Genomic DNA, 25707 nt, shown 5'->3' with positions numbered 1-25707 from the left:
ACTTTTTTGTTGAAAATCCAATTTGAAATGAGTACTATTACGAGTATATGATATATTTATAAATTTATTAATCATTCATGTTTATGTGAACTATTAAAATATCTACATAGGAGGCATAACGATGAGCAGTTATCAGGATCAGATCATTGCGCACTACAAGTTTGAGGATGCGAGCAACATCGGTAAGGATTATTCGGGTCAAGGGAAGGATAGCATTGCGGCAGGTGAATCGGTCCCATCGGTGGAGAAAGTGCAAGGGAGAGCTGCAGCTACTTTTGCAGGAGGAGCGAATGGTACATCGTATTTGCAATTACCGGCAGATTTATTTCAGAATATAAGCGATAAAACGGGCATTACTGTGGCAACCTGGGTCAATTTGAACAAGGGGTTCAATGTGTGGGAGCGGATTTTTGACTTCGGTAAAGGCGAGAAGGGCCCCTATTTGTTTTTGACGAGACAATTGAGAGGCACATTATCCGCGGAAGATGATCTGGTTGTGGATCCGGGCCGGGGATTTGCTGCGGGAGAGTGGATGCACGTGGCCTTGACGGTAGTTGGTACTCAGGGAGGTACACTCAGCAGTGCCGGTCCGATTGTCTATGTGAACGGAGAGAAAATTGCAGATGGCTCCATCAGTCAGACGTCCAGCGGGAACTATGCGAAGCTGCGCAGATGGTTCGATTCATTCACCGATTCGGCCAATTATAGCCAGAATTTCATCGGACGCTCCCAGTACGCAGCAGATGCGGATTTTGCCGGCTCGCTGTCCGATTTTCGGATTTATCAGGCAGGACTGACAATGGACGAGGTCATAGAAGTGATGTGTGAATCGTTGACCGACGAAGAGATTGTCAAATTGGCAGGAGATAAATATTTATCTTTTCCGACCCGTATCATTACCAAAGACATTTCACTGCCTGCGGATTTGCTTGGCGGCAAAGTGAAGGTGCAATGGCAGTCCGATCGCCCTGAGGCGCTGTCACATCAAGGAGAAGTCCAGTCCATTGCCTCAGCACAGGAGGTTAGACTGAATGCACTTTTGAGTAAAGGCGAGAGCACGCTGAATCAATGTTTTGATGTATCCGTAATACCTGAGGGTCTGCCACCCTATACGCTAACGATCCATGGAAATCAGAACGTCGCTGATATCAGCGAGGTGATGTACGGTTTGTTCTACGAGGACATTAACAATGCGGCGGACGGCGGAATCTATGCAGAGCTTGTTCAGAACCGTTCATTTGAATCCTTTGCATTTGATACGTATTCGCATGCTTCCGGAGAGTGTGGATGTTCCACCGGCCGGAACCGTGATCCTTTGTTTGCCTGGTCTGGCGATACAGAAAAAATGATTGTGCAGCATGAAGGTGGATTGAATGCGCATTTCAATCTTGAAGATCCCGATGCGAATGCTTACTATGTGACGCTTCAGGATGGAACGACGATTCGTAATCGCGGATTCTCGGATACCAATCAGCATTGTGCCATGTCCATCAAGAAAGGTGCGCAGTACGACTTCACCATCTGGGCCAAAGCGGAGTCGGCCGGTGCAATCACAATTCAATTGCAGGATGGAAAAGGGAATACAATCAGTGATTCCGTTTCTCTTCATGTGCATGGAGGGGGCACCTGGAAAAAGTACGGTGTTGTCCATGCAGATGTTGAAGGTAACAATCAGGAGATTGTCCTTACAGGTACAGAGACAGCTCTCGGACAGTTGGTGCTCACTTTTGAAGGTGAGATTTCCATCGACATGGTGTCATTGATACCAGGTGACGTATGGGGCGCAGATCCTGGTGAAGAAGGAATATCGGCATCTGCACATGCCAACTACAAAGGGAACCCGAACTATCGGCTGAGAAAGGATCTGGTCAAGGCGCTGGTCAACATGCATCCGAAGTTTCTGCGTTTTCCGGGCGGCTGCATCTCGGAGGGATCGTTTATTTGGGATAATGTGTATGACTGGAAGGATTCCGTAGGGGCGGTTGAGCTGCGCAAAGAGAACTACAATGTCTGGGGTTATATGATGACAATGGGGCTCGGATATATGGAATACTTCCAATTGGCTGAAGATTTGAATGCTGCTCCTGTTCCAGTGATGGCCTGTGGTGTTTTGTGTCAGGCGCGCTCGGATTATGCACATCCGGCTGGCGGTGCTTTAAGGGAATATTACATCAAAAACTTCACCGATCTGATCGATTTTGCCCTCAGTACAGATGTTGAACATAACGAATGGGCGGCAATACGAAGTCAAATGGGGCATCCTGAACCATTCGATCTGCGCTATCTCGGTGTGGGTAATGAGAACTGGGGAACCGAATTCTTTGCCAACTTTGAGGTGTTCAAAACATCCATTGATGACTATATGAAGCTGAACTACCCTGAGCATGAATTGCATATTATTTCAACGGTTGGTGCACAAGCGGATGATGATGCGTACCAACAGGGGTGGAAATTCCTGAGCGGAAATCTCACGGGATCGGCTCAGATTGCGTTTGCGGATGGTCAGGAGGTCATCGAAGAAACGGTAACCTGGTATGAGAAGCAGGACGATTACATGGATACCATTGCGGACGAACACTATTATCGGTCCAATGATTATTTGCTGAATAACGTGGATCGGTACAACTATTATAAGCGAGCTTATCACGAGGATGGGCGTATAAACTGGAAGGAGACCTCCAAGGTTTTTGTCGGAGAGTATGCGTCTACGGATAAAAATACACTGGCAGGCGCCGTCGCTGAAGCAGCGGTGATGACCGGTTTTGAGAACAATGCAGATGTCGTTCGTTTGGCTGCTTACGCGCCATTGTTTAACAAGGTGCTGACGGACGGAACCTACCGTTGGACACCGGACTGCATCTGGTTTGACGATGAAACGGTATGGTACACACCGAATTACTACGTTCAGCATCTTTTTGCAAAATACGTTGGAGATCAGGTGATCGGCACTTCGTTTACGACGTACAGCAAAGGCAAGCCGGTGGAGCTCATCCCGCGTGGCGGGATCGAGATTGCAACGGGCAATGCAGACATCCTGGTGAAACGTGTCACGGTCACATCGAACGAGGACGGCAGTGTGCTATTGGATGAGGATTTCAGGGAGCAGTCGGAGCTCAGTAAAGCTTGGGGTCTGATTCCTGGTGCGAACGGTTATACGCTTGAAGCTGGCAAGGGTCTTATTCTGAAGGCACAGCCGAGTGGTCTGAATGGGTTATATCTTCTGAATGAGGAATGGACCAATTACAAGGTGCAAGTCGAAACCAAACGTTTGACAGGTGAGGATGGTTTCTATGTCGGTGTGGGACTTACGGATATTTCACCTGAAAAGAAAGACGTCATTGAATATGCGATCGGTTATGGTGGCGATGCTACGGGAGTGAAAGTGTACAAACAAGGTGTCGAAGGCTACACGCTTGGGGATTATTCATCAAGTTCAGCAGCAGGCAATCTGAGAGCTGCCAGTTATGAGCCGCTGGAGAGCGACATCGATTATGTGATTACTGTCAATTATGGCGGGGACACCGGTAAGAGCCTGATCTGCTCCTACACGGACGGACATACGACCAGCAACGTTTTAAATTACAAGCTTGAAGCTTACAATCGTGAGGTGTTCCATTCAGTTACGAAAGATGCACAGCATGTATATGTAAAACTGGTCAATGCAGACAGCGTGGATAAAGCTACACAGGTTCGCATTCAGGAACTGAATGTGAAGGCTGCAGCTCGTATGATTACACTCAGCGGAGATCATGCATTGGTTCATGTTCCGAATGTGAATCAGAAAAATGATGAGAAAGTGGTACCGCAAGAACAGGAGATCAGACTGAACGGTGAATCCGTGGTTCTTGAGTTACCGGCTCATTCGGTCAATGTGCTGATTTTGGATTTGTAATCATTTAAGTTTATCCCCCTTAGAGACGTTTGAATGAAGAAACCGCGATATTCGCGGTTTTTTTGTGCTTCCAAAGAGAGTCAACAGAAGATACCTAAAGTAAATAACCTCCACTATTGCCTCTGAATGTCTGCTCCTATAATAAATTTGAAGGAGGAGACAGCTCATGCGTTCCAACTACAAACAATTTATAAGAAATATTCCGCTTCATCTTATGATTCTACCAGGCCTGCTCATCATTATTGTATTCGGTTACATTCCAATGGCAGGTCTTTCCATTGCCTTTCAGAATTTCTCTCCAATCGCCGGATTCAAAAACATGAACTGGGTAGGCTTGGAAAACTTCCGGTACCTGTTTGATCTTCCCGGGTTTGGGCAGGTCGTGTGGAATACGGTATTTATCTCTGTTATGAAGATGATATCCGGACTTGTGATTCCTGTACTCGTAGCCTTACTGCTCAACGAAGTACGCAAAACCGGATTTAAACGAACGATTCAGACGGTCATTTATATGCCTCACTTTTTTTCCTGGGTAATCCTGGCCGGTATTATCGTCGATGTGTTATCTCCGAGCAGCGGAATTGTGAATATGCTGCTCAAGGCACTAGGGATGGAACCGATTCAATTCCTGGCGAGCAACGACTGGTTTCCATACATACTTGTCATTACGGATCAATGGAAAGAATTCGGTTTTGGCACCATCATTTATTTGGCGGCATTGACCAGCATTGATAAGTCCCTCTATGAGGCAGCCGTCATGGACGGAGCAGGACGATGGAAGCAGACTTGGCATATTACGCTGCCCGGAATTCGTCCCATCGTCATTTTGATGGTGACCCTGAGTCTTGGAAATGTACTTAACGGTGGATTCGATCAGGTATTCAATCTGTACAATCCATTGGTCTACGAATCAGGTGATATTTTGGATACGATGATCTATCGAATCGGTTTGCAGGATGCCCAATACTCGGTTTCAACGGCACTTGGTCTCATCAAATCGGTAGTTTCATTCATCTTTATCGGACTTGGCTATTTCCTGGCCTATCGGTTTGCCAATTATCGAATATTTTAGAAAGGAGGCAGGATCATGCACCATGCTTCGAAAGCCTATCGTTGGTTTTTAGGTTTTAACTACGTCATCCTGACGATTCTTGCCTTGTTGTGCCTGTTTCCGATCGTGAATATTCTGGCGATATCCTTTAGTTCAAGTGATGCAGTCAAAGCAGGGAATGTCACGTTCTGGCCAGTGGATTTTACGTTATCATCCTATAAATACATTTTGGAAAATCAACAGTTCCTTAACTCGTTTGGCACAAGTCTGCTCCGGGTGGTATTGGGGGTCGCAACGAACCTTATCTTTACGATCCTTGTTGCGTTTCCTCTCTCCAAAGAGGCTTCCAGATTTCGTTCCAGAACGTTCTATGCCTGGATATTTGTCTTCACCATGCTGTTCAGTGGCGGCTTGATTCCGAGTTATCTGGTCGTTAAGGAAGCAGGTCTGCTGGATTCGATCTGGGCATTGATTTTGCCGGGTGCTGTTCCCATCTTCAACGTGCTGCTTATGCTTAATTTCTTCCGGGGGCTGCCAAAAGAATTGGAAGAAGCCTCGTGGATGGATGGTGCAGGACATTTCCGCACGCTGTGGAGCATCTATCTTCCCATTTCACTGCCAAGTATCGCAACCATTACGCTGTTTGCCATGGTCGGGCATTGGAATGCATGGTTTGATGGCATGATTTATATGAAAAGTCCGGAACATTACCCACTCGCCACGTATCTGCAGTCCATGCTGCAGCAAGTGACGATGATTCAGAGTGAGATGATGACGCTGGAGGATGCAACGTTGTTAAGCCAAGTATCCGACAGAACGACCCAGGCGTCACAGATATTTTTGTCCGTTATACCCATTCTGCTCGTCTATCCATTTCTGCAAAGGTATTTCGTCCATGGGCTTGTTGTCGGCAGTGTAAAGGGATAAGATCGGTAGGAGGAAAACCGATTGGAGGAGCCGATTTCCGGCTCCTTTTTTCCGTTTGAGGAGAGGAGTCGATGGGACGATGAGATTTTTTGGGGGGAGCTGGAAGACCAACTCCATTGTCGTCAAGCTGATGATTGCTTTTGTGTTGGTCATTCTCCCATTGTACGGAATCAGCATTCTGATTACGCATTACAGCTCCAAGCAAATGCAGACCGAAGTGGAAAATGCGCATGATTCCAAACTGCATTTCTACCACAATCATCTGCAATTCGAGTTGGAGCGAATGAGCGGTCTGGTCAATGAATTTTCGTTTGATGAACCGATGTCCACGCTTAGTACGAGAGCGCCCATTATGAGCCGGTATGAGATTACTTCCAGTCTGAACGACATACATAAGAAGCTCGGTCAGATCATGGTGACAAGCCCATACATCAGTGATGTTGTGTACTATGTACCTGCACTTCAAAAGCGGGTAAGTGCTGTCGATGGCATCCGCAGCGTGGAAGATGAAGAGTGGAAAAGCCTGCTGGCAACGATGGGCAATCTGAATGGTGAGTTATCTGCCTCGGCAAATGATCTCTATTTTTTGAAGAGCAATCCGTACAATATGAATCACGAGGAGCCGCCCAATTTTATATTAGGGATACGCTTGTCGGCGGATGAACTGAAAAAGAGACTGCAGCAGCTGTCGGAAACAGGCGGAAGTGATATTACGCTAAGCTTTGGTGACAAACATGAAGTCGTCATATCCTCATCCGAACAGGCTGTCACAACTAGGCTATTGCAGAAGCTTCCATCTGAACCACAGGATTCGCTGCAGGTGACGAGATACCAGTCCGATCATAACTTGTATTACTCACTCTATGATTCGGACCATTCGTTCACACTAACTTCCAGTATTGCTGAAGAAGTACTTCAAGCCCCGCTGGAACGGTACAAGCTGTGGTTGTGGATGTTGACTCTAATGTCGATGGTCATCATTATTATCTTCTCGTTATCCATTTACAAATCGATCCACAAGCCGTTATCTGCGCTCGTTAAAGGATTCAGAATGGCAGAGCAAGGACAACCAGGCGTTCACATTCCTCACTCAAGACGCGATGAATTCGGTTATTTATACTCTCGTTTTAACCATATGATAGAGCGCTTACATGTTTTGATAGAAGAAAATTATGTGGCGAGAATACGAACAAGTGAGGCAGAGCTCAAGCATCTTCAGTCCCAGATTCAGCCTCACTTTCTATATAACAGTCTCTTCAGCATCAAACAGATGGCTGAAGTGGAGAACGTGGAATTAATCCAGGAGTTTACGGACTATCTGGGTCAATATTTCAGGTATATGTCCCGTGACTCCCATACAGAGGTCTCACTCGGTGAAGAAATGGATCATGCGATGGTGTATGCAGCCATTCAGAAAATCCGATTTGGATCGAGAGTACAATTGCTCATTGAGGATATGAATCCTGTGTACAGATCCATCACGATCCCAAGAGTCATTGTTCAGCCGATTGTGGAGAATGTTTTCGAACATGCGCTTTCCAAACGAAGTCAGGGTGGTATTCTGAAACTTTCTTACCAAACGGCTCAGGACAGACTGTCCATATTCATTGAAGATGATGGTGACCAGCTAACAGATGAAATGTTGAACCACCTTCATCATTCCTTCCAGGAGTCAACGCAGAGACAGGAAGATAAAGAAATTACGGGACTCTTCAATGTTAACCAAAGACTGAGAATCAAGTTTGGCACAGGGTACGGCCTCATTGCGAGGCGCAGTGATTTGGGCGGTTTATGCATTATTGTGAATGTGCCATGGAAAGGGGAGCTGCCAAATGCAGCGGATGCTGATCGTAGATGACGAACCGGTTATTTTGGATGGATTGTATGCATTTTTTCAGAAAGCAAATTTTCAGGATCTGGAGATCATCAAGGCCTATTCTGCCTTTGAAGCGATCGAGTGGTTGAATTCGGTGAAAATCGACATTGTCCTAAGCGACATCTGTATGCCTGGCATGGATGGCATGGAGCTCATTGAGAAAATTATGGATCGGTGGCCAAGATGCAAAGTTTTGCTGCTAACTGGTCACAACGAATTTGATTATGCACATCAGGCCATACGCAATCCTTGTGTCGTGGATTACCTCCTGAAGACAGAGGGTATGAGCCATATTCGTACGGCTGTGGAGCGGGCTTTGGTTCGGATTTCGGAAGAAAATGACTTTCGATACCAGAATGCCTGGTTTCGCAGCAAATTGCCAAGAGCCTTGCCCCAACTGCAGCGTCAATTACTGCTGGATTTGATAAAACGAACGGAACGAAACGACGCCGCTTCGCTTCAGGAAGAACTGGATGCTGTGCAGCTTCCTTTTCGCTCTGTGGAACCCGTTATTCCGGTGATTATACGCGTGGAGGACTGGAATAACTATCAATCCCAGGCGGATCGGAGTTTGATTCGATATGCGGTGGCAAATGTGGCAGAGGAGCTGCTTCAGGATAAGGCCATAGTCAAGGCGATTGATCTGGATTATCAGGTCATTGCCTGCCTGGTTCAGCCATTGATGGAACAATCACATTTTCAGGTGAAGATGCAGGAACATTGGGACCAAACGCTGCGGTTTGTCTACGGAACATTGGAGTCTGTACAGCAATCATGTGCAGATTGTCTGAATCTCTCGGTATCCATTATGGTCAGTGAACAAGCTGTGGAGTGGATGGAGCTCCATCAGGCCATCGCCCAGTTGCGTATATCCATTTACGAAGGGCCGGGGCTCGGAATGGAAAAGCTGCTTCGCGTCAATGTGCAGCCTGAACTGAATGATGTGCCAAACCTGCTAAACCAGCAAGCGGTTGCGTCTCTTCATCTGGATCAGGTCAGGCAGCAAATTGCTGCTGGCGACAGGGAGTGGATCGGATCTTTTCAGAAATGGACAGAGATTTCGAAGGAGGGTCTTCAGGATCCGTTCTTTCGAATGAAGGTCTATACCGGGGCAGCGAATACACTGATCGAAGTCCTTCACGAATTGGGATTGTATGAATCTGCCTTGGAGGAGATCGCTCTTTCCAGGATGCTGCATTTTGACATTCATACTCCGTGGTCGGAACTCGTCGTATTTTACCAGTCTGCATTGGAATGGATTATTTCCAAGCGCAGCGATACCCGGATGAATGATCAGTCTCAGATTTTGATCGCAATCCATCAATACATCAAGCATCATCTGGAGGATGATCTCTCGCTTACCCGCATTGCGCAGGAAGTCTCTCTTAACCCTTCGTATTTGTCCCGTTGGTATAAGCGAATTACAGGCAAAGGCATATCGGAATATATCCATGATCGCCGTATTGAGCGAAGCAAGGAACTGCTGCTCGGTTCCACCTGCAAAATGCACGAAATATCCGCCAAGGTCGGGTTCAGTGATCAGCATTACTTTTATCGTTTTTTCAAAAAAGCCATCGGCTGCACCCCTCAGGAGTATCGAGATCAAAAAAGTTAAAATAAGTTCCAAATGGTAAATCAAAGATACCAGATGTAAACGAGGTACACTCGAACTGATAGCGCTTTCTTTATACAATGAAAACATACCTCACGGGAGGAACAAAAAGGGGGATTCGTATGAATATGTCATTCAAAAGGCTTTCGTTGTTATCGCTTAGCATGATTCTGGCAGGGACACTGGCTGCCTGTTCATCGGGTGCGGGCAGTGCGAAGAATGAAACCAAGACGACAACACAGCAGGATGCTGGAGGTCCGCTTACCAAATATGACCCACCTATCCAATTGACCTCAACCATGAACGAAACGGGGAAAGAATCCCTTGCCGAAGGAGATACACATGCCAACAACATTTGGACTCGCGGGTACAAGGATGAGCTCGGCATCGAAGTAACCTATGATTGGATTGTACCGGATGCGAATTATAACGATAAAATGAATGTGACGCTTGCGAGCGGAGATTTGCCGGACGTGCTGAAAGTAAGCGCTGTACAGTTCGAACAATTGCATGAAGCCGGGATGTTGGAAGATCTGACAGAAGTATATGATAAGTACGCATCGGACTTGGTAAAAGAATTTATGTCCGCAGAAGATGGTGCGGGGTTGAAGCCCGTAACCAAAGATGGCAAGATTTACGCCATGGTTAGTTTTCCAGGTTCACTTGATTCTTCGGACATGATCTGGATCAGGCAGGACTGGTTAAAAAAGGTGGGGCTTGAAGCACCGAAATCGATGCAGGATGTCATCCGGATTGCTGAAGCGTTCACCTTTGAAGATCCGGATGGCAATGGCAAAGATGATACGTATGGCATCGCACTGAACAAGGATCTGCCAATCAATGCGTTTTTGCTGGGGTACCATGGGTATCTCGAAACCTGGATCAAGGATGCATCGGGACAGGTTGTAAACGGTACGATTCAGCCTGAAGTGAAGGAAGGCTTGAGAGAGCTGCAGAATCTGTACCAGAAGGGTGTGCTGGATCCCGAATTTGGGGTGAAGGATTTTGCGAAAATGATGGAGGACGTAAATGCAGGGAAGTCCGGCATGTTTTTTTTGCCACAGTGGGCACCATTCCAAGTTAGCAGCATGATCAAGAAAGACCAAAACGTAGACTGGATGCCGTATCCCGTAAAATCCATTGATGATCAGCCAGCCAAAACGCAGAATCACCTCAGCTTGGGCGGTATATTCGCTGTCCGCAAAGGGTATGAGCATCCGGAAGCACTCATTAAACTGCTGAATTTTCAGGCAGAGAAGATGTTCGGTGAATCTGCAGAAAAAGAACGCGCAGCCTATTTGAACGGCTTAACCGGACTCGGTTTTCATAATGCAACGGTGTCCAACCTGCCTGCAAACAAAAATGTAAAAGCTCAGGATCAAGTTGAACAGGCGCTCAAAACCAGTGATACATCCGGACTGGAGCTGGAAGCGAAACTGTTCTACGATGATATTATGGACTACCGGAATGGCAATCTGGACAAATGGCATATGGAGCGCATTTTCGGCCCAGAGAGCTCACAAGGTGTCATCAAGTACTATCGGGACAATGACCTGATTGTCATGAATGAATTTATATATGCACCAACGAGAACCATGAATACGAAACAGGCTACACTCGATAAGCTTAGAGCTGAGACGTTTTTAAAAATCATCTATGGCAACCTGTCGATCGATGAGTTCGATAACTTTGTCGCCAATTGGAAAAAACTTGGTGGAGACCAAATTACACAGGAAGTCAATGAAGTGATTAACGCCAACAAATAAACTTGCACATGAGAAGAAAAGGATCTCTATCCAGAGATCCTTTTTTGTTTACAAATGAGACAATGCATATGCAGGATTTCCGTTATGGAAATCCACAATTAGCTCGTTTTCAACTTACTTTTTCGTGCCGTGCTGCTTGGTGGGCAGCTTGTCGCTGGGCGTTCCTTTGCCATTGTTCTTGTTATGACGGGCCTTCTCGGCATTCTCATTGACCTTTTGTACAAATTCGTGGGTGCTCTCCATGAACGAATGCAGCTCCTTTGCGATCAAAATGTGTACCCGGATCTTAATATAACCAGTGGAAGTCCATTATATGAAACTGGACAAGGGCGGGGACGATGTCTAAACTGGAATGTAGCAAACGATACATAATAAGAAGGAGCGCGGGTCCGATCATGCTGCAGAAATTCGGTTTTACCCAATACGAAAGTCAGGTGTATGAGGCTATCTTTGCCCAGGAAGAACCGCTTGATGCATCATCGATTGTCAATCACTCCAATGTTCCCAAAGCCAAGATTTACGAAGTGCTCAATCGGCTTATTGATAAAGGCATTGTATTGACCACGATGCATGGCAAGAAAAAACTGTACACGGCAGTTGATCTTCAGTCCATTATTTTAAAAATCAGAGCGGACTTTGAGAAGGATATTGAGGAATTAAAGACCTATAAAATCAAACGAACGTTCACGGATGAGCATATCTGGACGCTCAAGGATGAAACATCGATTGGTTCCAATATCGAGCAGCTTATAGAGGAGGCTGATTCATCGATTCTTTTTCTGGCCTGGAATGAGAAGATGGAGAACTATCGTACGCTTCTGGAGCAAAAGGAACAGCAGGGGGTGCACGTTGAGGTCCTGTCTGTGGGAGGATTAGAGACGTCCTTGACTCATAAATACGCATTAATCCCCATCCTGGACAAGCTGGAACCGCTGCAGCTGCTCATTGTTGACCATGCCTATCTGTTGTTTGCTGGGGTTGAGAATGATTCCTGGAAAGCGATCAAGACCATGTCCAAGCCGATCGTCAAAGCGATGACGGATTATTTCTATCATGATATTGCCCTTACTCAAATAACCAAAAAGTATGGGGATCAGCTGCTGCAGGATGAAGAAATATCGAAGCTGTTGGCCCGGCTGATTTATTAGAGAACTATTCTTTTATGAATAGTTTTTTTATTGAAATCCTATCGTTTATAGGTTACTATCGTAGTTGTAACTTTTGAGGAGGATTCAAAAAACATGAACAATAAAGTGTATCTGCTTGCGATAGCGGCTTTTGTGGTTGGAACCGTGGAGCTTATTTTAGGCGGGATTCTGGACCTGATTGCCACAGATCTTCATCTGACTCTGGCGAAAGCCGGATATTTAATTTCCATCTTTTCGTTGGTTTATGCCATATCTGCACCTATTCTGTTAAATGTAACGGCCAGATTTGAACGTAAAAAGGTATATATGTGTACGCTGCTGATCTTCCTGGTTAGTAACCTCATTTCCGCATTCAGTACCAGCTTTTATATGCTGATGGCGGGCAGGGCACTTGGTGCTGCAACAGGCTCGCTTATTTTTGTGCTTTCCCTTACACTGGCTGCACGAATTGTGGAGCCGCAGTACAAGGGGCGTGCCGTAGGAATTATCACCATGGGGGGAAGTGCATCGCTCATTCTGGGTGTACCGCTCGGAATTTTCTTAGGTAATCTGGCCGGATGGCGCGAAGTCTTTTTGTTCATAGCCATTCTTACTGCAATTGTTATGGTGGCTATTGGTATGGTCATGGAACGTGTGCAGCCAATTCCTGTAGTCTCGCTCAAGAGGCAGTTTGCTGCGCTTTGGAATCCGAAAATGCTGGCAATCCACGTTACCACCTTGCTGGTTCTCGCGGGTCACTTGACGTTATATGCGTATTTCACACCGTTTCTCCAGGCAACATTGGGTGCTAGTTCTACCATGGTCACCTTTATCTATATGATGTTTGGCATCGCAGCTGTAGCTGGTGGGGGAATTGGCGGCATGTTATCGGATCGCCTGCATCCGGCAAAAGCCATTGTGATTGTGTTGATTCCTTTCATCGTGAGCATGGCTGCCATTCCATTCAGCGTAGAACTGCCATTGATTGCGTTCATGCTCTTGTTAAGTATCTGGAGTGCTTTAAGCTGGACGGTTACGCCGGTACAGAACAGTCTGATTATGAAAACATCTCCGGAAACAGCTGAAACGTTAATCAGCACCAACTCGGGGATTGCCCACGCAGGGATTGCCTTCGGCACGTATATCGGCGGTATTGTGATTAATCACTCATCTATTTTATACAACGGCTGGGTAGGATCAATTCTCATACTGCTGGGATTGGTATCCGCCATTTATGCAATTAGTCGCAAGGAAGAAGCCATTCAGGCAGCTGCATAGAGATTATGAAAGAAAGAGTACGCCATTCTATCGAATTGAATAGATTGGTGTGCTCTTTTTGTGCTGCATCTGACGAATTTCAATGGTTTTGGATAGAAAAGAATCGGATATCTCCACATGTCGTTTTTCATCACTTTCAAGATATTGTATAGTTACTACATGACGTTGAAACGTGGAGGCATGGATGTAATGAAAATAGCGAACGCGATTTTGATGAAAGAAATTAATATAAATAATGTGCGTCAAGTCATGAAACGGGTTGAGACAGCGACCAAACCACAGCTTGCCTCATTAACCAAATTAAGTGTGGTTACGGTGAACTCGCTGGTAAAAGAGTTATGTGAAAAGGGAGAGCTCTTCGAGGATGAGACGATTCCTTCCAACGGAGGCAGACCAGCTCTAACGTACCGTTATAACTATGATTTCAGTCTCGCTCTGGTGATGTATATGAATGACAAGCAGGGGCAGGATGTGATTACGGCAACAGTTATTAATTTGGAAAACCACATTTTGCTGAAAGAAGTGCATACCTTGCCTGTTTTTGATCAGACACAATTCCATGTCATTATTGAACAAATGCTGGCTCAGTTTCCTTCGATTAAAGGGATTGGAATTGGAATTCCCGGACAAACGGTGAATGGTGAGGTAACGGTAAGCAGCCATCAGCAGTTAAAAGGTATCCGTTTGGTTGAGGATATTGAAGCGAAATTTGGGCTCCCAGTGATGGTGGAGAATGATGTGAATGCGGCAGTCAGCGGTTATTGTTCCCGGCAGGAACTGGATGAGGAGGATCACAGTGTAATCGGAATCTATTTCCCAACGCAATATCCTCCGGGCATGGGCATCTACCTGAATGGAAAAGTAGTCAAAGGCAAAAACGGCATGGCGGGAGAGATCAAATTTCTTCCCATGGAGACGGATTGGTACAGCCCCATGGAACCGCAAGTGTTTGCTGAAAAGGTATATACCATTATACAAACCGTGAATGCAATCCTTGCACCGGACAGAGTAGTGATCTATCAAAAACAGATAGAAGCAGATGCGTTTATTCGTGGATGGGAAGCATATCAGGCAGAGCAGTTAATGCCCGTTTTCCCTGAGGTGATCCTGAACGAATCTTTTCAGGAACATTTTGAAGCAGGCATGCGGTGGTTAACATTAAAAGAGCTTGAACCAACCGTAATTCAAATTAATTGATCTTTTTTCGTTATCAACTGATCGAGCGAGAAACAACTTGAACTCAGCCGCGCATTTCGTGGCTTTTTTTCATTGACCAAAGGAGTAGTTAAATCATGCCGATGCAGATTCAATAATTATTCAAATTTGAACCATATTTCACTCCAAGCCATGCGTTATACTGAATGAGGATAACGTTACATAATTCACAAACCGTGATTGGAAAGGTGAGATTGGATTTTATGAAAACTGTGACAGGCCGATTTAAAATAGCGGGAATATGGGAAGGGATATCCCTGCTCTTACTGATTCTGATTGCCATGCCTTTGAAATATTTTGCAGACATTTCTTCTCCGGTGACCATCATGGGCATGATCCACGGGATACTGTTTCCTCTGTATCTTATTGCACTGGTACATCTGGCTGTTGTAAACCGGTGGAAGGCAGCACGCTGGATCATGGGCGTTATAGCCGGTTTGCTGCCGTTTGGAACGTTTGTATTTGAATCATATCTGAAAAAAAGAGACTGGAAATAAACATCATACTTCAGCATGAAAAGGCGATCAGTTTACTGTAGAGTGCAGTAGCAATAGAGACGCCTTTTTTCGTTACCTTAGCTTTTTACAAATTAAATTTCTTGACTTTCACCATCAGTTAGGCAGGTACTTGATAGGGGTATGGTATAGTATAAAAAGTTTGGGTTACTAGAGACAAGATGTTTAGTAGGAGGATTAGCGTGTACCAATACAAGGATCAGGAATATGAAGCGGTGCATTTTGACGGGCACGACTTGAGATACGGAGAGCTGATGCGCTGTGTGTTCAAGCAGTGTACCTTTATGAATGCCTCGATGGAGGAAATTGAGACAAGCAGTTGTCGGTTTATTGAATGTGATTTTAGAGGGGCGAGCCTGAACGGATCATTTCATACCGAATCTGCTTTTGAGAACTGCACATTTAACGGAGCCAACCTGTTTGTTTCCAAATTTACGTCCTGTAAAATGACCGGATCCGATTTCTCGGGGGCACAGATGGATGGGGTAACCCTCATTCAGGGGGATTGGTCCTATACGAATCTGAGACATACAAAACTGGGCAAACAGGATCTGCGAGGCATTCGATTCTATGAAACGGATTTCTCCGATACGGATCTTGGTAAGGCAGATCTAAGAGACTGTGACATGACCAGAGCAACGCTGAGCAGAGCCAAGCTTCTGGGAGCCGATCTCCGCGGTGCCAATCTGGAGGGAATTGATTTGAAATCCTTGGACGTCAAAGGTGCACGAATAGACAGGGAACAAGCGATTCTTTTTATGCGTTCGTATGGTGCGAAGGTAGATTGAACTAAAATGGACACGACCCTGCAGGACTTCACAGGATCGTGTCCGTTTTATTGAAAGTATGAAGGAACTCCAGCTGGCTAATGATTGGATAATTCACTTACATGCGAATTTTATCAGGGATCGTAATCATGGTACACTGATACTTGCTAAACATTTTTGTGTAAGACGGAGGCGCACATGAAAGAAATATATGAATTAACGTCCATGGACATGGTTGAACAGTTTATTGAGCAGCATGAAATGAGTTTTCTATACGTCTCCCGCCAGGAATGCAGTGTATGCCATGCTTTGCTTCCCAAGATCAGGGAGCTGCTTAAGCCTTATCCTTCAATTCATCTGGGACACATCGATGCGAATCAGGTAGAAGAGGTGGCCTCAAGGTTTCTCATTTTGACCGTTCCCATCATGCTTATGCTGGTGGAGAAAAGGGAAGTTATCCGGGCTGATCGCTTTGTCCGTCTGGATCGCTTGGCAGAGCAATTGGAGCAGATTTTCAATATGTATACTTAAAAAAAGCATGAGCTTACGACACGAAAAAAATTAAAGTGTTGTGTTGAAAACGGTTTTATGCTAATTTAACAATATAAAAACGTTTTTATAGTAAAGGAACAAACATAATGGCTAAAGTTACGATCAAAGATGTTGCAAGGGAAGCTGGTGTCTCCATATCCACCGTCTCCAACGCCCTTAATGGCGTGGACGTCCTCAATCCGGAGACCAAGTCTCACGTGCTTAAGGTGGCAGAGCGGTTAAACTACGTTCCCAATCTGAACGGCAAGCTGTTAAAATCCGGGCAAACCAAGATGCTGGGCTTCTTCACGACCAGTGTATCGGGTCCGTATTTCTACAAGCTGGTTGAGTCGATGTCTCGCGAGTGTGACCGTCTCGGCTATGGGCTGAATGTATTTGTCACCAAGGATAAACAGGTCATCATGAGCAATATCCTGGGGCGCCGCGTCGATGGTGTCATCATATACGAAGAGCTTCGGATTGATGAGCAGGATATTCTGTCCATGCAAAAAGACAAGATCAAGGCTGTCTTTCTGGATCGTGTTTACCAGAGCGAAACGATGGGGAGCGTCATTTTCGACTCCTATGTGGCGGCATACGAAGCAACCAAGTACCTGATCTCGCTGGGACACAGGAAAATTGCCTACATATCCGGCGTGGACACGATGTTCGACAGCGTACAGCGCAGGGAGGGGTATTTGGCGGCTTTGCGTGAATACCAGCTTCCGGTGGATGATGACTATATCATTCAGGGTTATTTTGAGGAAGAGGGCACGTACAGTGCGATAAAATCCTTTTTGCACCTGCATCCAGGCAAGCGTCCCGATGCATTTCTCGCGGGTAACGACCTGAGTGCGGTCGGCTGTATTCATGCTTTGAAATCGGAAGGGTATGAAGTTCCCCAGGATGTAAGTGTTGTGGGCTTTGACGATATTGATATCGCCCCCTATTTTTCGCCGCCGCTCACGACGGTAAGGAACCAGATTGCAAGACAAGGGATACTGGCCATCAACCAATTGGTCGGCATGATCAAAAAGAAAGAGCAGGGCGCAGCCCAAAAATTAGCAGGTGAACTTATTGTAAGAGGTTCAAGTCACCTAAAGATCGACCGGAATGATGTTCAAGCATAGCTGTAAGGGGTCATTCCCGGTCTTTTTTTAATGATTCATGCAAGTAGAGGGGGTTTTTATGCACAAAAATAAAAACGTTTTTATATAAATGCGGCAAGTCAGAGGGGAGCAATGGAACGTGAGTAAATTAGCTGTTGAGACGACAGGCGGCAAAAAGCCAATCAGACCCGGTCATAAACAAAAGAAACCAATGGGGCAGAGGGTTAGAGAGTTCGTCGTGGATTATCGCAGACAATGGGAAATTCAGTCCATGATTATACCAGGCATTATTTTTATGATTATTTTTTGTTACATCCCGATTTACGGTTTGACGATCGCTTTCAAAAATTACACGGTCATCGATACGCTCGCTACCGCGCCATGGGTAGGTTTGGAGAATTTCAGAATTATACTGTCCGATAAATATTTCTGGGACGCGGTTGTGAATACGCTGGGAATCAGTTTTCTCAAATTGGGGATTGGATTCGTCATTCCGATCATTCTGGCAATTATGATCTACGAACTTAACAGCGGGCGATTCAAGAAATTTGTGCAAACGGTTTCATACCTGCCGCACTTTTTGTCCTGGATTGTACTGGGCGGAATGCTCATTACCTGGTTTTCAACAACGGGTTTGTTCAACCAAATCCTGCTCAGTCTGGGACTCATCTCGCAGCCGTCAAATATCTTGCTGGATGCAGGGAAGTACTGGTGGATTGCCACGTTATCGGATATATGGAAAGAGGCAGGCTGGGGGACTATTTTGTATCTGGCGATAATGTCGAAGATCGATCCCACGTATTATGAAGCGGCCAAAATCGATGGTGCAAGCAGGCTCAGACAAATCTGGAATATCACGCTCCCCAACATGAGATCGATCATCAGTTTGAATCTGATTCTTACTGTAAGCGGTTTACTTGGCTCCAACCTGGATCAGACACTGGTTCTGATGAACTCTCAAAATCGTGAAAAAGCAGAGGTCATCAACTCCTATGTGTATCGCATGGGGATGTCTCAAGGCGACTTTTCGTACGCGACAGCGGTTGGTTTGGGTGTCTCGATTGTGTCAGTCATTCTGCTGGTTACCGCGAACAAAATCACGAGCAAGCTCAACGATAATCAATCTGTGCTCTAGAAGGAGGCATACCGCGTGAATGGAAAGGTGGCTAAAGAAGATCTCGATAGCCGGATCTTTGATACCCTGAATATTATTTTACTGTTTATATGTACTGTTATTATTGTAGTCCCGCTTTGGAATGTTATTATCTCTTCCTTTAGTTCAGGCAGGGCGCTCGCGGAAGGTGGTTTTATCTTCTGGTCACCAGAGTTCTCACTGGAGAACTATCGGGCTGTATTTAACGATCCGGGTATCTGGCAGGCCTTTTTCATTTCGGTTTCGAAAACGACAATCGGAGTGGTTACTCACGTATTTTTCTGCGCCATGGTTGGTTACGGTTTGAGCAAAAAGTACATACGGGGCCGTAAATTATATGTTGCCATGGGTGTCATCACCATGTTCTTCTCGGGTGGAATGATTCCAACGTACCTCTTGATCAAATCCCTCGGTCTGCTTAACAGCTTCTGGGTATACATCATTCCGGCGTTGTTCAGTTTCTATGATGTCGTCATTCTGATGAACTTCTTCCGGAACGTCCCGGATTCCCTGGAAGAATCGGCCAAGATTGATGGCGCAGGGGATTGGCATATTTTCCTCAAAATTTTCATCCCGCTCTCCATGCCAGCGATGGCTACGATCGCGCTGTTCAATGGAGTCGGACAATGGAATGACTTCATGACCACCAAGTTGTATATTACGGACCAATCCCTGTATCCACTGCAGATGATGCTGTATGAAATTATTGTTCAATCCCAGACCCAATCCATGCAAAATATCGGAGGTTCGGCGGTAATCGAAACGACGACCAAAGGCGTGCAGCTTGCCACAATTGTGATTACCACATTGCCGATCGTGCTGATATATCCCATCCTTCAAAGGTATTTTATATCAGGAATGATGTTGGGTGCGGTCAAAGAGTAACGTTAATTCCAAGTTAGTTCAAAAGACTATTTTGAGGAGGAAACACTATGTTGAAGATGAAGAAGGCCATAGGCCAAACGGGCGTTAAACTGAGTGCTGCCTTGCTGACAGCGGTACTGATGATTACAGGTTGCAGCGGGGGAGCGGGTGGTTCCAGTGAGGGGAACTGGGTTTCCATTGAAGACCGCTATACGGTTGATCCAGAGACGCCGGCGTGGCAATTGGACAAAAAGGAAGAAGTGACAGATCTGACCTGGTACGTCAACGCGGACTGGTGGAACACCGATTTTGGCAAAGACATTGTTACGAAGAAAATCAAAGAGGACCTGAACATCAACATCAAATTCATTACAGGGGATGACACCAAATTAAATACCTTTTTTGCCGGTGGAGATATGCCTGACCTGCTGACAGTGTTTGACTCCAACTCTCCTGTCGTGCAAAAGGCCGCAACCTGGGCACTGCCGCTGAATGATTTGGCTGAGAAATATGATCCGTATTTCAACAAGGTGGCTGCAGCCGATACCTTAAACTGGTTCCAGCTTGCTGATGGCAAGACCTACGGATACCCGAACTATTCCAATACGCAAGCCGATTATGATAGCGGTAACATTCCAGCTAAAACCGCATTTATCATCCGCAAGGATGTGTATGAAGCACTGGGAAGTCCCGTAATGGGTACACCGGAAGAATTCCAGAATGTGATGAAGCAGATCAAGGAGAAGTTTCCGACGCTGATTCCTTTCGGATTTAACTCCATTGGCGAAGGAACGGGGTCACTCGGAGATACCCTGCAGGATTTCATTGGTGTACCGCTGGAGAGCGAGAATGGCGAATTCTATGATCGAAATTTGGATGAAGACTATCTTGCCTGGCTAAAGACGCTGAACACGGTATACAGAGATGGCAATATCAGTGATGACAGTTTTGCGGATGACGGCACAGCATTTGAGGAAAAAGTGAAATCGGGAAAATACGCAACGATGCTGCTGGACGGCACACCTCAACAAGGTGGCAATCTTCAAATATACATGAGTGCTAACCCTGGCAAGGAGTATATTGCGATTGACGGTCCACAGAGTACCAAAGGCAACGCACCGACACTGAATCAATCCGGCATTACGGGTTGGATGATTAACTTCATTTCCAAGGACAGCAAAGATCCGGCCAAAGCGATTCAGATCTTCACGTATCTGCTCAGTGAAGAAGGTCAGACTCTGATGAATTACGGCATCGAAGGTGAAACCTATCAAACCAAAGCGGACGGAACGGTAGAATTACTGCCTGCTGTGAAGGATTTGCAGCTCAACAATGCAGATAAGTTCAAAAAGGATTATCGTATGGGCGAATTCATGTTCTTCGGGCATGACCGTCATAAGGCATTAAGTGCGGATGCTTTTCCTGAGTCGATTAAACAAATGCAGGAATGGGGCAAAGGCAAGCTCAAGCCACACTTCATCCTGGAGAATATTAACCCAGATCAAGGAACGCAGGAGGCACGTGCACTGTCTGCGATTAATACCAAATGGAATTCGACACTGGTAAGTATGGTTCGGGCCAAGGATGATGCTGCATTTGATAGTGCGCTTGCGGCATATAAGTCATTTTTGGATGAAAATCGCTGGGAAGAGATCGTGAAGGTTCGCAGTGAGAAGATGAAACAGAACAAGGAGAAACTGGGTATCCAATAAAAGAATCGCGGAGGGAATCAAATGAGCCAAATCAGGATGTATCAATCTACAGGAGAGCATGAAATATTTGTGCCTGTATCAGAGAAACAATTGAAACCGCTTCATGCGGATCAGGAGACAATCGTAGTCCATCTGGATGATCAGCAGACGTTTCAGGAAATGGACGGTTTCGGAGCTTCTTTTACTGATTCGGCAGCCTATCTGATCCATCAGATATTGAATGAGGAGCAGCGGGCAGAGGTAATGACCAGACTGTTCCATCCTCATGATGGCATCGGGTTGTCTGTTGTACGTAATCCGATGGGGGCATCGGATTATGCCAGAACGGTATACAGCTATGATGATCTTCCTGAAGGGGAAACGGATATGGAGCTCGCCCGTTTCAGCATTGCGCATGATAAGGAAGATGTAATTCCTTTAACCCAAAAGGCACTGGAACTGAATCCGGACCTGAAGCTGTTTGCTTCACCTTGGAGTGCACCCGGGTGGATGAAAACCAGTGGATCGATGATCACCGGTCAATTGAAGCGTGAATATTATTCGGCGTACGCCGAGTATTTTGCCAAATATATTCTAGCTTATGCGGAACATGGACTGCAGGTCTATGCGGTGACACCACAGAATGAGGCACTGTATGAACCGGGGCATTATCCCGGCATGTTAATGCCAGCGGAAGCGCAGGCGGATTTTATCAAAAATCATCTTAAACCTGCCTTTGTCCGCCAGGGTATTCAGACCAAAATTCTCTGTTATGACCACAACTGGGATGAGCCCGCTTATCCTCTTACCGTGCTGGAGCAGGCGGGAGAGGAAGTCGATGGTGTTGCCTGGCATTGGTACGGAGGCGAAGCATCGGCACAAACGAAGGTGTATGAAGCGTATGCTGGTAAAGAAGTACACTTCACAGAAGGGTCAGGAGGGGAGTGGATTCCTCCCTTCGAGCAGGCTTTCTCCAATGTCATGCGCACAGGAATTCAGATTCTTCAAAACTATAGCAAGTCTCTGGTGCTTTGGAATATGGCACTGGATGAGAACAACGGTCCAACGGTACCCGGCTTCGGTCGCAGCACGTGTCGCGGCATCGTGCAGGTGAACCAGCAAACGGGTGAGCTTACCTATACTCTGGATTACTATGCCCTGGCTCATTTTAGCGCAATCATTCGCCCGAAGGCCGTTCGCATCGAATCGACGTCAAGTCATGCTTCCATTCAGAACGTTGCGTTCAACAACAGGGACGGTTCCATTGCCGTCGTTCTCTTCAATGATGGAGAAGAGTCTGGTAATATTCAGGTGAAGCTTCGTGATGAAGAGCTGTTAAGCATAAAAATGGAATCCAAAAGTGCATTGTCCATATTAATTCCTAGCCGATAATCGTAATCAAATAAAACAAAGCCGATCCGCAGAGTGATACATCTCTGCGGATCGGCTTTTTCGCACGCTTTTCTTGCATCATATCATCTGAATAGCGAGATTGGGCGTTCCTCCGCTATCATCGATAAACAACACATATTGATTCCCGCTGGTTCCCGTCAGAACAAGGCCTGGTTGATTCAAGACACCCGGATTGTAATACAACAACTGCTGCACTACCGGCAAAGCTGCAGGAAGGGTCGGCTGATTAAGCGCCATGAGCTGGGTGGCGGCTTTTACACTGTCCCCTGCATCGATAACTCCGCCGACTCCGAGATTGCTTGTAAGGGAACTGCTGCCGTTAATCTGAAGATGGCCGGCAATTGTCTGGTTTCCGTTTACATGCAGGTCCAACCCAACCGTTTCATTTCCATTCACATGCAGATCCTGATTGATGGTCTGGTTTCCCGTAACGAGGATGCTATCAAATGTTGGCAAACATATCAACTCCTATCTGGTCTTGATATATTCTATGAGGACAAGAACCGGATGGACACGGGGTTCTGGCACATTTATTGGGAGAAACAACGTTCACACATAGTTGAACACCTAAAAATCCAACTCTAGAAACCTAGCCAGTCATCCATGCATATTGTAGGCAGTGAGTATCAATCTGCTTTGGGATGGAGGGTTTGGTCATCAAAAAAAAGAGACGCATACAAGTCAAATCTCATAAAAACAAGCTCTCTGTCCAGCAACCCAATCAAAGGTTGCTTAGACAGATGAATTTCATATTAAATCGGAAATTGAAGTCGATTCAGCATCATCTGACCATCCAGCAGACGGATCTGCAGCAGCACCTGATGAAAATTTTACAGGATGGTCATCGTCCACCTAAGGATGATCCGCCAAAGGTCGTGTACAAACAATTAAATGTGCTTCTTATTACGCCGTGTATGAATCGAGAGACTTCGTCCATGTCCGTTCTGGTGGAACAGAGTCTGAGGCATCTCGTGAAAAGCATATATGAAATCAAAACAATTCAACCTATTGGAACATATCTGGAGACATCCAAAACGGATTTGATTCTTCTACTGGGCGGGGAAGAAGAACTGCCGGAGGAGAACATTGAAGCGTTACGGGTCTCGCCTATCAAAAAGGCCATTTGGTTATCCGATCAATCTGGTGTAAAGCACCTGGAATCCGTGATCTCCTTATTCGATTATGTATTCACACAGGAATCGGCGAATATTCCATCCTATCAGCGCATGGGTAATGCGTTATGTTATGAAGTTCCTTTTCCACCGAATTCTAACGTATTCTATCCTCAGACAGCTCGCAAGCATGACGAGTCTGATGTGTATATCATTGGTGATGCGCAGCCTGGCAGTTGCCTTTTTGAATTTGCGAATCATGCCTTATTGTCCGGCAAAAAGGTACGAGTTGAGGGGAAGGGATGGGAGCGATATGGAGCATTTATCCCTGTGCAGGCTCATGAAGAGCGGGAGTGGTTGTACAACGGTACCAAAATTGTTATTCAGGACAACTCTTCGATCAGAAGCGTGTTGGAGGTAGCGGCTTGCGGAACGTTCCAATTAATCTCGATATCATCAAACGTTGGTCCGGATACGGACGTATTCCAAAGCTACAATTCGCTTGAGCAGCTCGTTGAGAAGTTCGACTATTACTGGAACCAGGTGGATCAGCGAAGACTGGCTGCTTCCCGGGCAATGGCTTACGTCAAATATAATCATTCCTATTTTCAGAAAAGCTTGCAGCTTCTGGATCGTATATTCCGATAAATCCGGCTGTCTAATGGAGGAATCCTGATTGAAACTTATTGCGTTACATTTACCTCAATTTCATCGGATTGCTGAGAATGACAAGTGGTGGGGGGAAGGATTCACCGAATGGACGAATGTGAAAAAAACAGTTCCCTTATATTCGGGCCATATCCAGCCCAGGAAGCCATTGCAGCAGAATTATTATGATCTGACGGACCCTGCGGTGCGCAAATGGCAGGCAGAGACGGCAAAATCATATGGAATATATGGATTCTGTTATTATCACTACTGGTTTAAGGGTAAGCGGCTGCTTGAAAAGCCGGTTGACGAGATCATAAAAACCGGGGAACCCGATTTCCCATTTTGTTTGTCTTGGGCCAATGAAACCTGGACACGCAAATGGGATGGTCAGGAATCGGATATTCTGATTTCACAGGATTATGGAGATGAGAGCGACTGGAAAGAACATTTCGATTATCTGGTCAGGGCTTTTAAGGACAAACGCTATATCCGGGTGGATGGAAAACCCATGTTCCTTATATACCGGCCTGCCAGCATTCCCCGTTGTGAGGATATGATTCGTTACTGGCGCATGCTGGCCATAAAACATGGGCTGGAGGGTATTCATTTTGTGCAAACGATAGGCGGTTTCCCGACCTATAATAACCAGATTTTTGACGCAAGCATGGAATTTGAGCCGCATTATACGTTTGCCCATGGTCACACGAACGAAATCTGGATCGAGATGAATATCGGGAGTCAGAAGCATATTGTTGTGAACTATGATAAAGTCTGGTCTGCCATTCTGGATAGGTCGCCACATCGAAACGGGGAAGTGGTATACCCGGGTGCTTTTGTAAATTGGGATAATACGCCGCGTCGCGGCATGAACGGACAGAGTACACTTGGTTCCACTCCCGAGAAATTTGGGGTGTATCTGTCCAGACAGATGGAGCGGAGCCGGAATTCGTACAAGAGCGGCTTCATGTTCATCAATGCCTGGAACGAGTGGGCAGAAGGCACATATCTCGAACCCGATGAAGATTATGGCTATGCCTATTTGAAAGAGATCAAAAGAGTCATCCAACTAAGCGAAGGACTCCATAACATGTACTTATAATTAATGGGGTTCCTCATAGGGGACTCCATTTCATATTACGTTCAGAACTGCATATCCA

General features: G+C 45.9%; 21 protein-coding genes. 19 read left to right on the top strand and 2 right to left on the bottom strand.

Annotated elements, in window-relative coordinates; all coding sequences use genetic code 11:
• Positions 1-121 precede the first annotated feature (121 nt).
• From AB3N00_RS05230 to AB3N00_RS05205, 6 genes are all read left to right on the top strand, one after another.
• Positions 122-3892: an alpha-L-arabinofuranosidase C-terminal domain-containing protein gene (locus tag AB3N00_RS05230; protein ID WP_413033638.1), complete on the top strand. Its 3771-nt coding sequence runs from the start codon at positions 122-124 to the stop codon at positions 3890-3892.
• A gap of 166 nt (positions 3893-4058) precedes the next feature.
• Positions 4059-4964, top strand: coding sequence for an ABC transporter permease (locus AB3N00_RS05225; RefSeq protein WP_413033637.1), 906 nt, complete (start codon positions 4059-4061; stop codon positions 4962-4964).
• A 15-nt stretch (positions 4965-4979) separates the two neighbouring features.
• Complete coding sequence (locus AB3N00_RS05220; protein WP_413033636.1) at positions 4980-5870, top strand: carbohydrate ABC transporter permease; 891 nt, start codon at positions 4980-4982, stop codon at positions 5868-5870.
• A gap of 79 nt (positions 5871-5949) precedes the next feature.
• On the top strand, positions 5950-7728 hold the full coding sequence (locus AB3N00_RS05215; RefSeq protein ID WP_413033635.1) for a sensor histidine kinase: 1779 nt from the start codon (positions 5950-5952) through the stop codon (positions 7726-7728).
• Complete coding sequence (locus tag AB3N00_RS05210; protein WP_413033634.1) at positions 7703-9361, top strand: response regulator transcription factor; 1659 nt, start codon at positions 7703-7705, stop codon at positions 9359-9361. The genes AB3N00_RS05215 and AB3N00_RS05210 overlap by 26 nt, the downstream gene beginning before the upstream one ends.
• A gap of 119 nt (positions 9362-9480) precedes the next feature.
• Positions 9481-11124, top strand: a complete 1644-nt coding sequence (locus AB3N00_RS05205; protein ID WP_413033633.1) for an extracellular solute-binding protein — start codon at positions 9481-9483, stop codon at positions 11122-11124.
• A 114-nt stretch (positions 11125-11238) separates the two neighbouring features.
• Here the strand turns inward: AB3N00_RS05205 and AB3N00_RS05200 are convergent, their stop codons facing one another.
• On the bottom strand, positions 11239-11367 hold the full coding sequence (locus tag AB3N00_RS05200; RefSeq protein ID WP_095358309.1) for a DUF4023 family protein: 129 nt from the start codon (positions 11365-11367) through the stop codon (positions 11239-11241).
• A 152-nt stretch (positions 11368-11519) separates the two neighbouring features.
• Between AB3N00_RS05200 and AB3N00_RS05195 the strand changes: the two genes are divergently transcribed.
• From AB3N00_RS05195 to AB3N00_RS05145, 11 genes are all read left to right on the top strand, one after another.
• A complete protein-coding gene (locus tag AB3N00_RS05195) occupies positions 11520-12272 on the top strand; it encodes a TrmB family transcriptional regulator (RefSeq protein WP_413033632.1) in 753 nt (250 codons plus the stop codon).
• Between the two features lie 93 nt (positions 12273-12365).
• Positions 12366-13529, top strand: a complete 1164-nt coding sequence (locus AB3N00_RS05190; RefSeq protein ID WP_413033631.1) for an MFS transporter — start codon at positions 12366-12368, stop codon at positions 13527-13529.
• Between the two features lie 189 nt (positions 13530-13718).
• Positions 13719-14726: an ROK family protein gene (locus tag AB3N00_RS05185; protein WP_413033630.1), complete on the top strand. Its 1008-nt coding sequence runs from the start codon at positions 13719-13721 to the stop codon at positions 14724-14726.
• 221 nt (positions 14727-14947) lie between these two features.
• On the top strand, positions 14948-15241 hold the full coding sequence (locus tag AB3N00_RS05180) for a DUF3817 domain-containing protein (protein ID WP_413033629.1): 294 nt from the start codon (positions 14948-14950) through the stop codon (positions 15239-15241).
• Positions 15242-15441: 200 nt separating this feature from the next.
• Positions 15442-16047 carry a pentapeptide repeat-containing protein gene (locus tag AB3N00_RS05175; RefSeq protein ID WP_413033628.1) on the top strand — a complete coding sequence of 202 codons (606 nt, stop codon included), beginning with the start codon at positions 15442-15444 and terminating at the stop codon, positions 16045-16047.
• Positions 16048-16224: 177 nt separating this feature from the next.
• Positions 16225-16557 (top strand): thioredoxin family protein, encoded by a 333-nt coding sequence (locus AB3N00_RS05170; protein ID WP_413033627.1) that lies wholly within the window; start codon positions 16225-16227, stop codon positions 16555-16557.
• 107 nt (positions 16558-16664) lie between these two features.
• Positions 16665-17687, top strand: a complete 1023-nt coding sequence (locus AB3N00_RS05165; protein WP_413033626.1) for a LacI family DNA-binding transcriptional regulator — start codon at positions 16665-16667, stop codon at positions 17685-17687.
• A gap of 190 nt (positions 17688-17877) precedes the next feature.
• Positions 17878-18801 carry an ABC transporter permease gene (locus AB3N00_RS05160; protein WP_413035193.1) on the top strand — a complete coding sequence of 308 codons (924 nt, stop codon included), beginning with the start codon at positions 17878-17880 and terminating at the stop codon, positions 18799-18801.
• A 15-nt stretch (positions 18802-18816) separates the two neighbouring features.
• On the top strand, positions 18817-19704 hold the full coding sequence (locus tag AB3N00_RS05155) for a carbohydrate ABC transporter permease (RefSeq protein ID WP_413033625.1): 888 nt from the start codon (positions 18817-18819) through the stop codon (positions 19702-19704).
• Between the two features lie 47 nt (positions 19705-19751).
• The gene (locus AB3N00_RS05150) at positions 19752-21395 is read left to right on the top strand and encodes a sugar ABC transporter substrate-binding protein (protein ID WP_413033624.1); all 1644 of its coding nucleotides are present in this window, start codon (positions 19752-19754) and stop codon (positions 21393-21395) included.
• Positions 21396-21416: 21 nt separating this feature from the next.
• Complete coding sequence (locus AB3N00_RS05145; RefSeq protein ID WP_413033623.1) at positions 21417-22766, top strand: glycoside hydrolase family 30 protein; 1350 nt, start codon at positions 21417-21419, stop codon at positions 22764-22766.
• Between the two features lie 78 nt (positions 22767-22844).
• Here the strand turns inward: AB3N00_RS05145 and AB3N00_RS05140 are convergent, their stop codons facing one another.
• Positions 22845-23243 carry a hypothetical protein gene (locus AB3N00_RS05140; RefSeq protein WP_413033622.1) on the bottom strand — a complete coding sequence of 133 codons (399 nt, stop codon included), beginning with the start codon at positions 23241-23243 and terminating at the stop codon, positions 22845-22847.
• Between the two features lie 284 nt (positions 23244-23527).
• On the opposite strand from AB3N00_RS05140, the gene AB3N00_RS05135 reads away from it, so the two are divergent.
• On the top strand, positions 23528-24547 hold the full coding sequence (locus AB3N00_RS05135) for a glycosyltransferase (RefSeq protein WP_413033621.1): 1020 nt from the start codon (positions 23528-23530) through the stop codon (positions 24545-24547).
• 28 nt (positions 24548-24575) lie between these two features.
• Positions 24576-25649, top strand: a complete 1074-nt coding sequence (locus AB3N00_RS05130) for a glycoside hydrolase family 99-like domain-containing protein (RefSeq protein ID WP_413033620.1) — start codon at positions 24576-24578, stop codon at positions 25647-25649.
• Positions 25650-25707 lie beyond the last annotated feature (58 nt).

Origin of the sequence: Paenibacillus xylanilyticus, from assembly GCF_047246825.1 — a bacterium.
GTDB classification, from domain to species: Bacteria; Bacillota; Bacilli; order Paenibacillales; family Paenibacillaceae; genus Paenibacillus; species Paenibacillus xylanilyticus_B.
The sequence above is the reverse complement of the archived record's forward strand: the minus strand, read 5'-3'. Positions and strand labels throughout refer to the sequence as shown.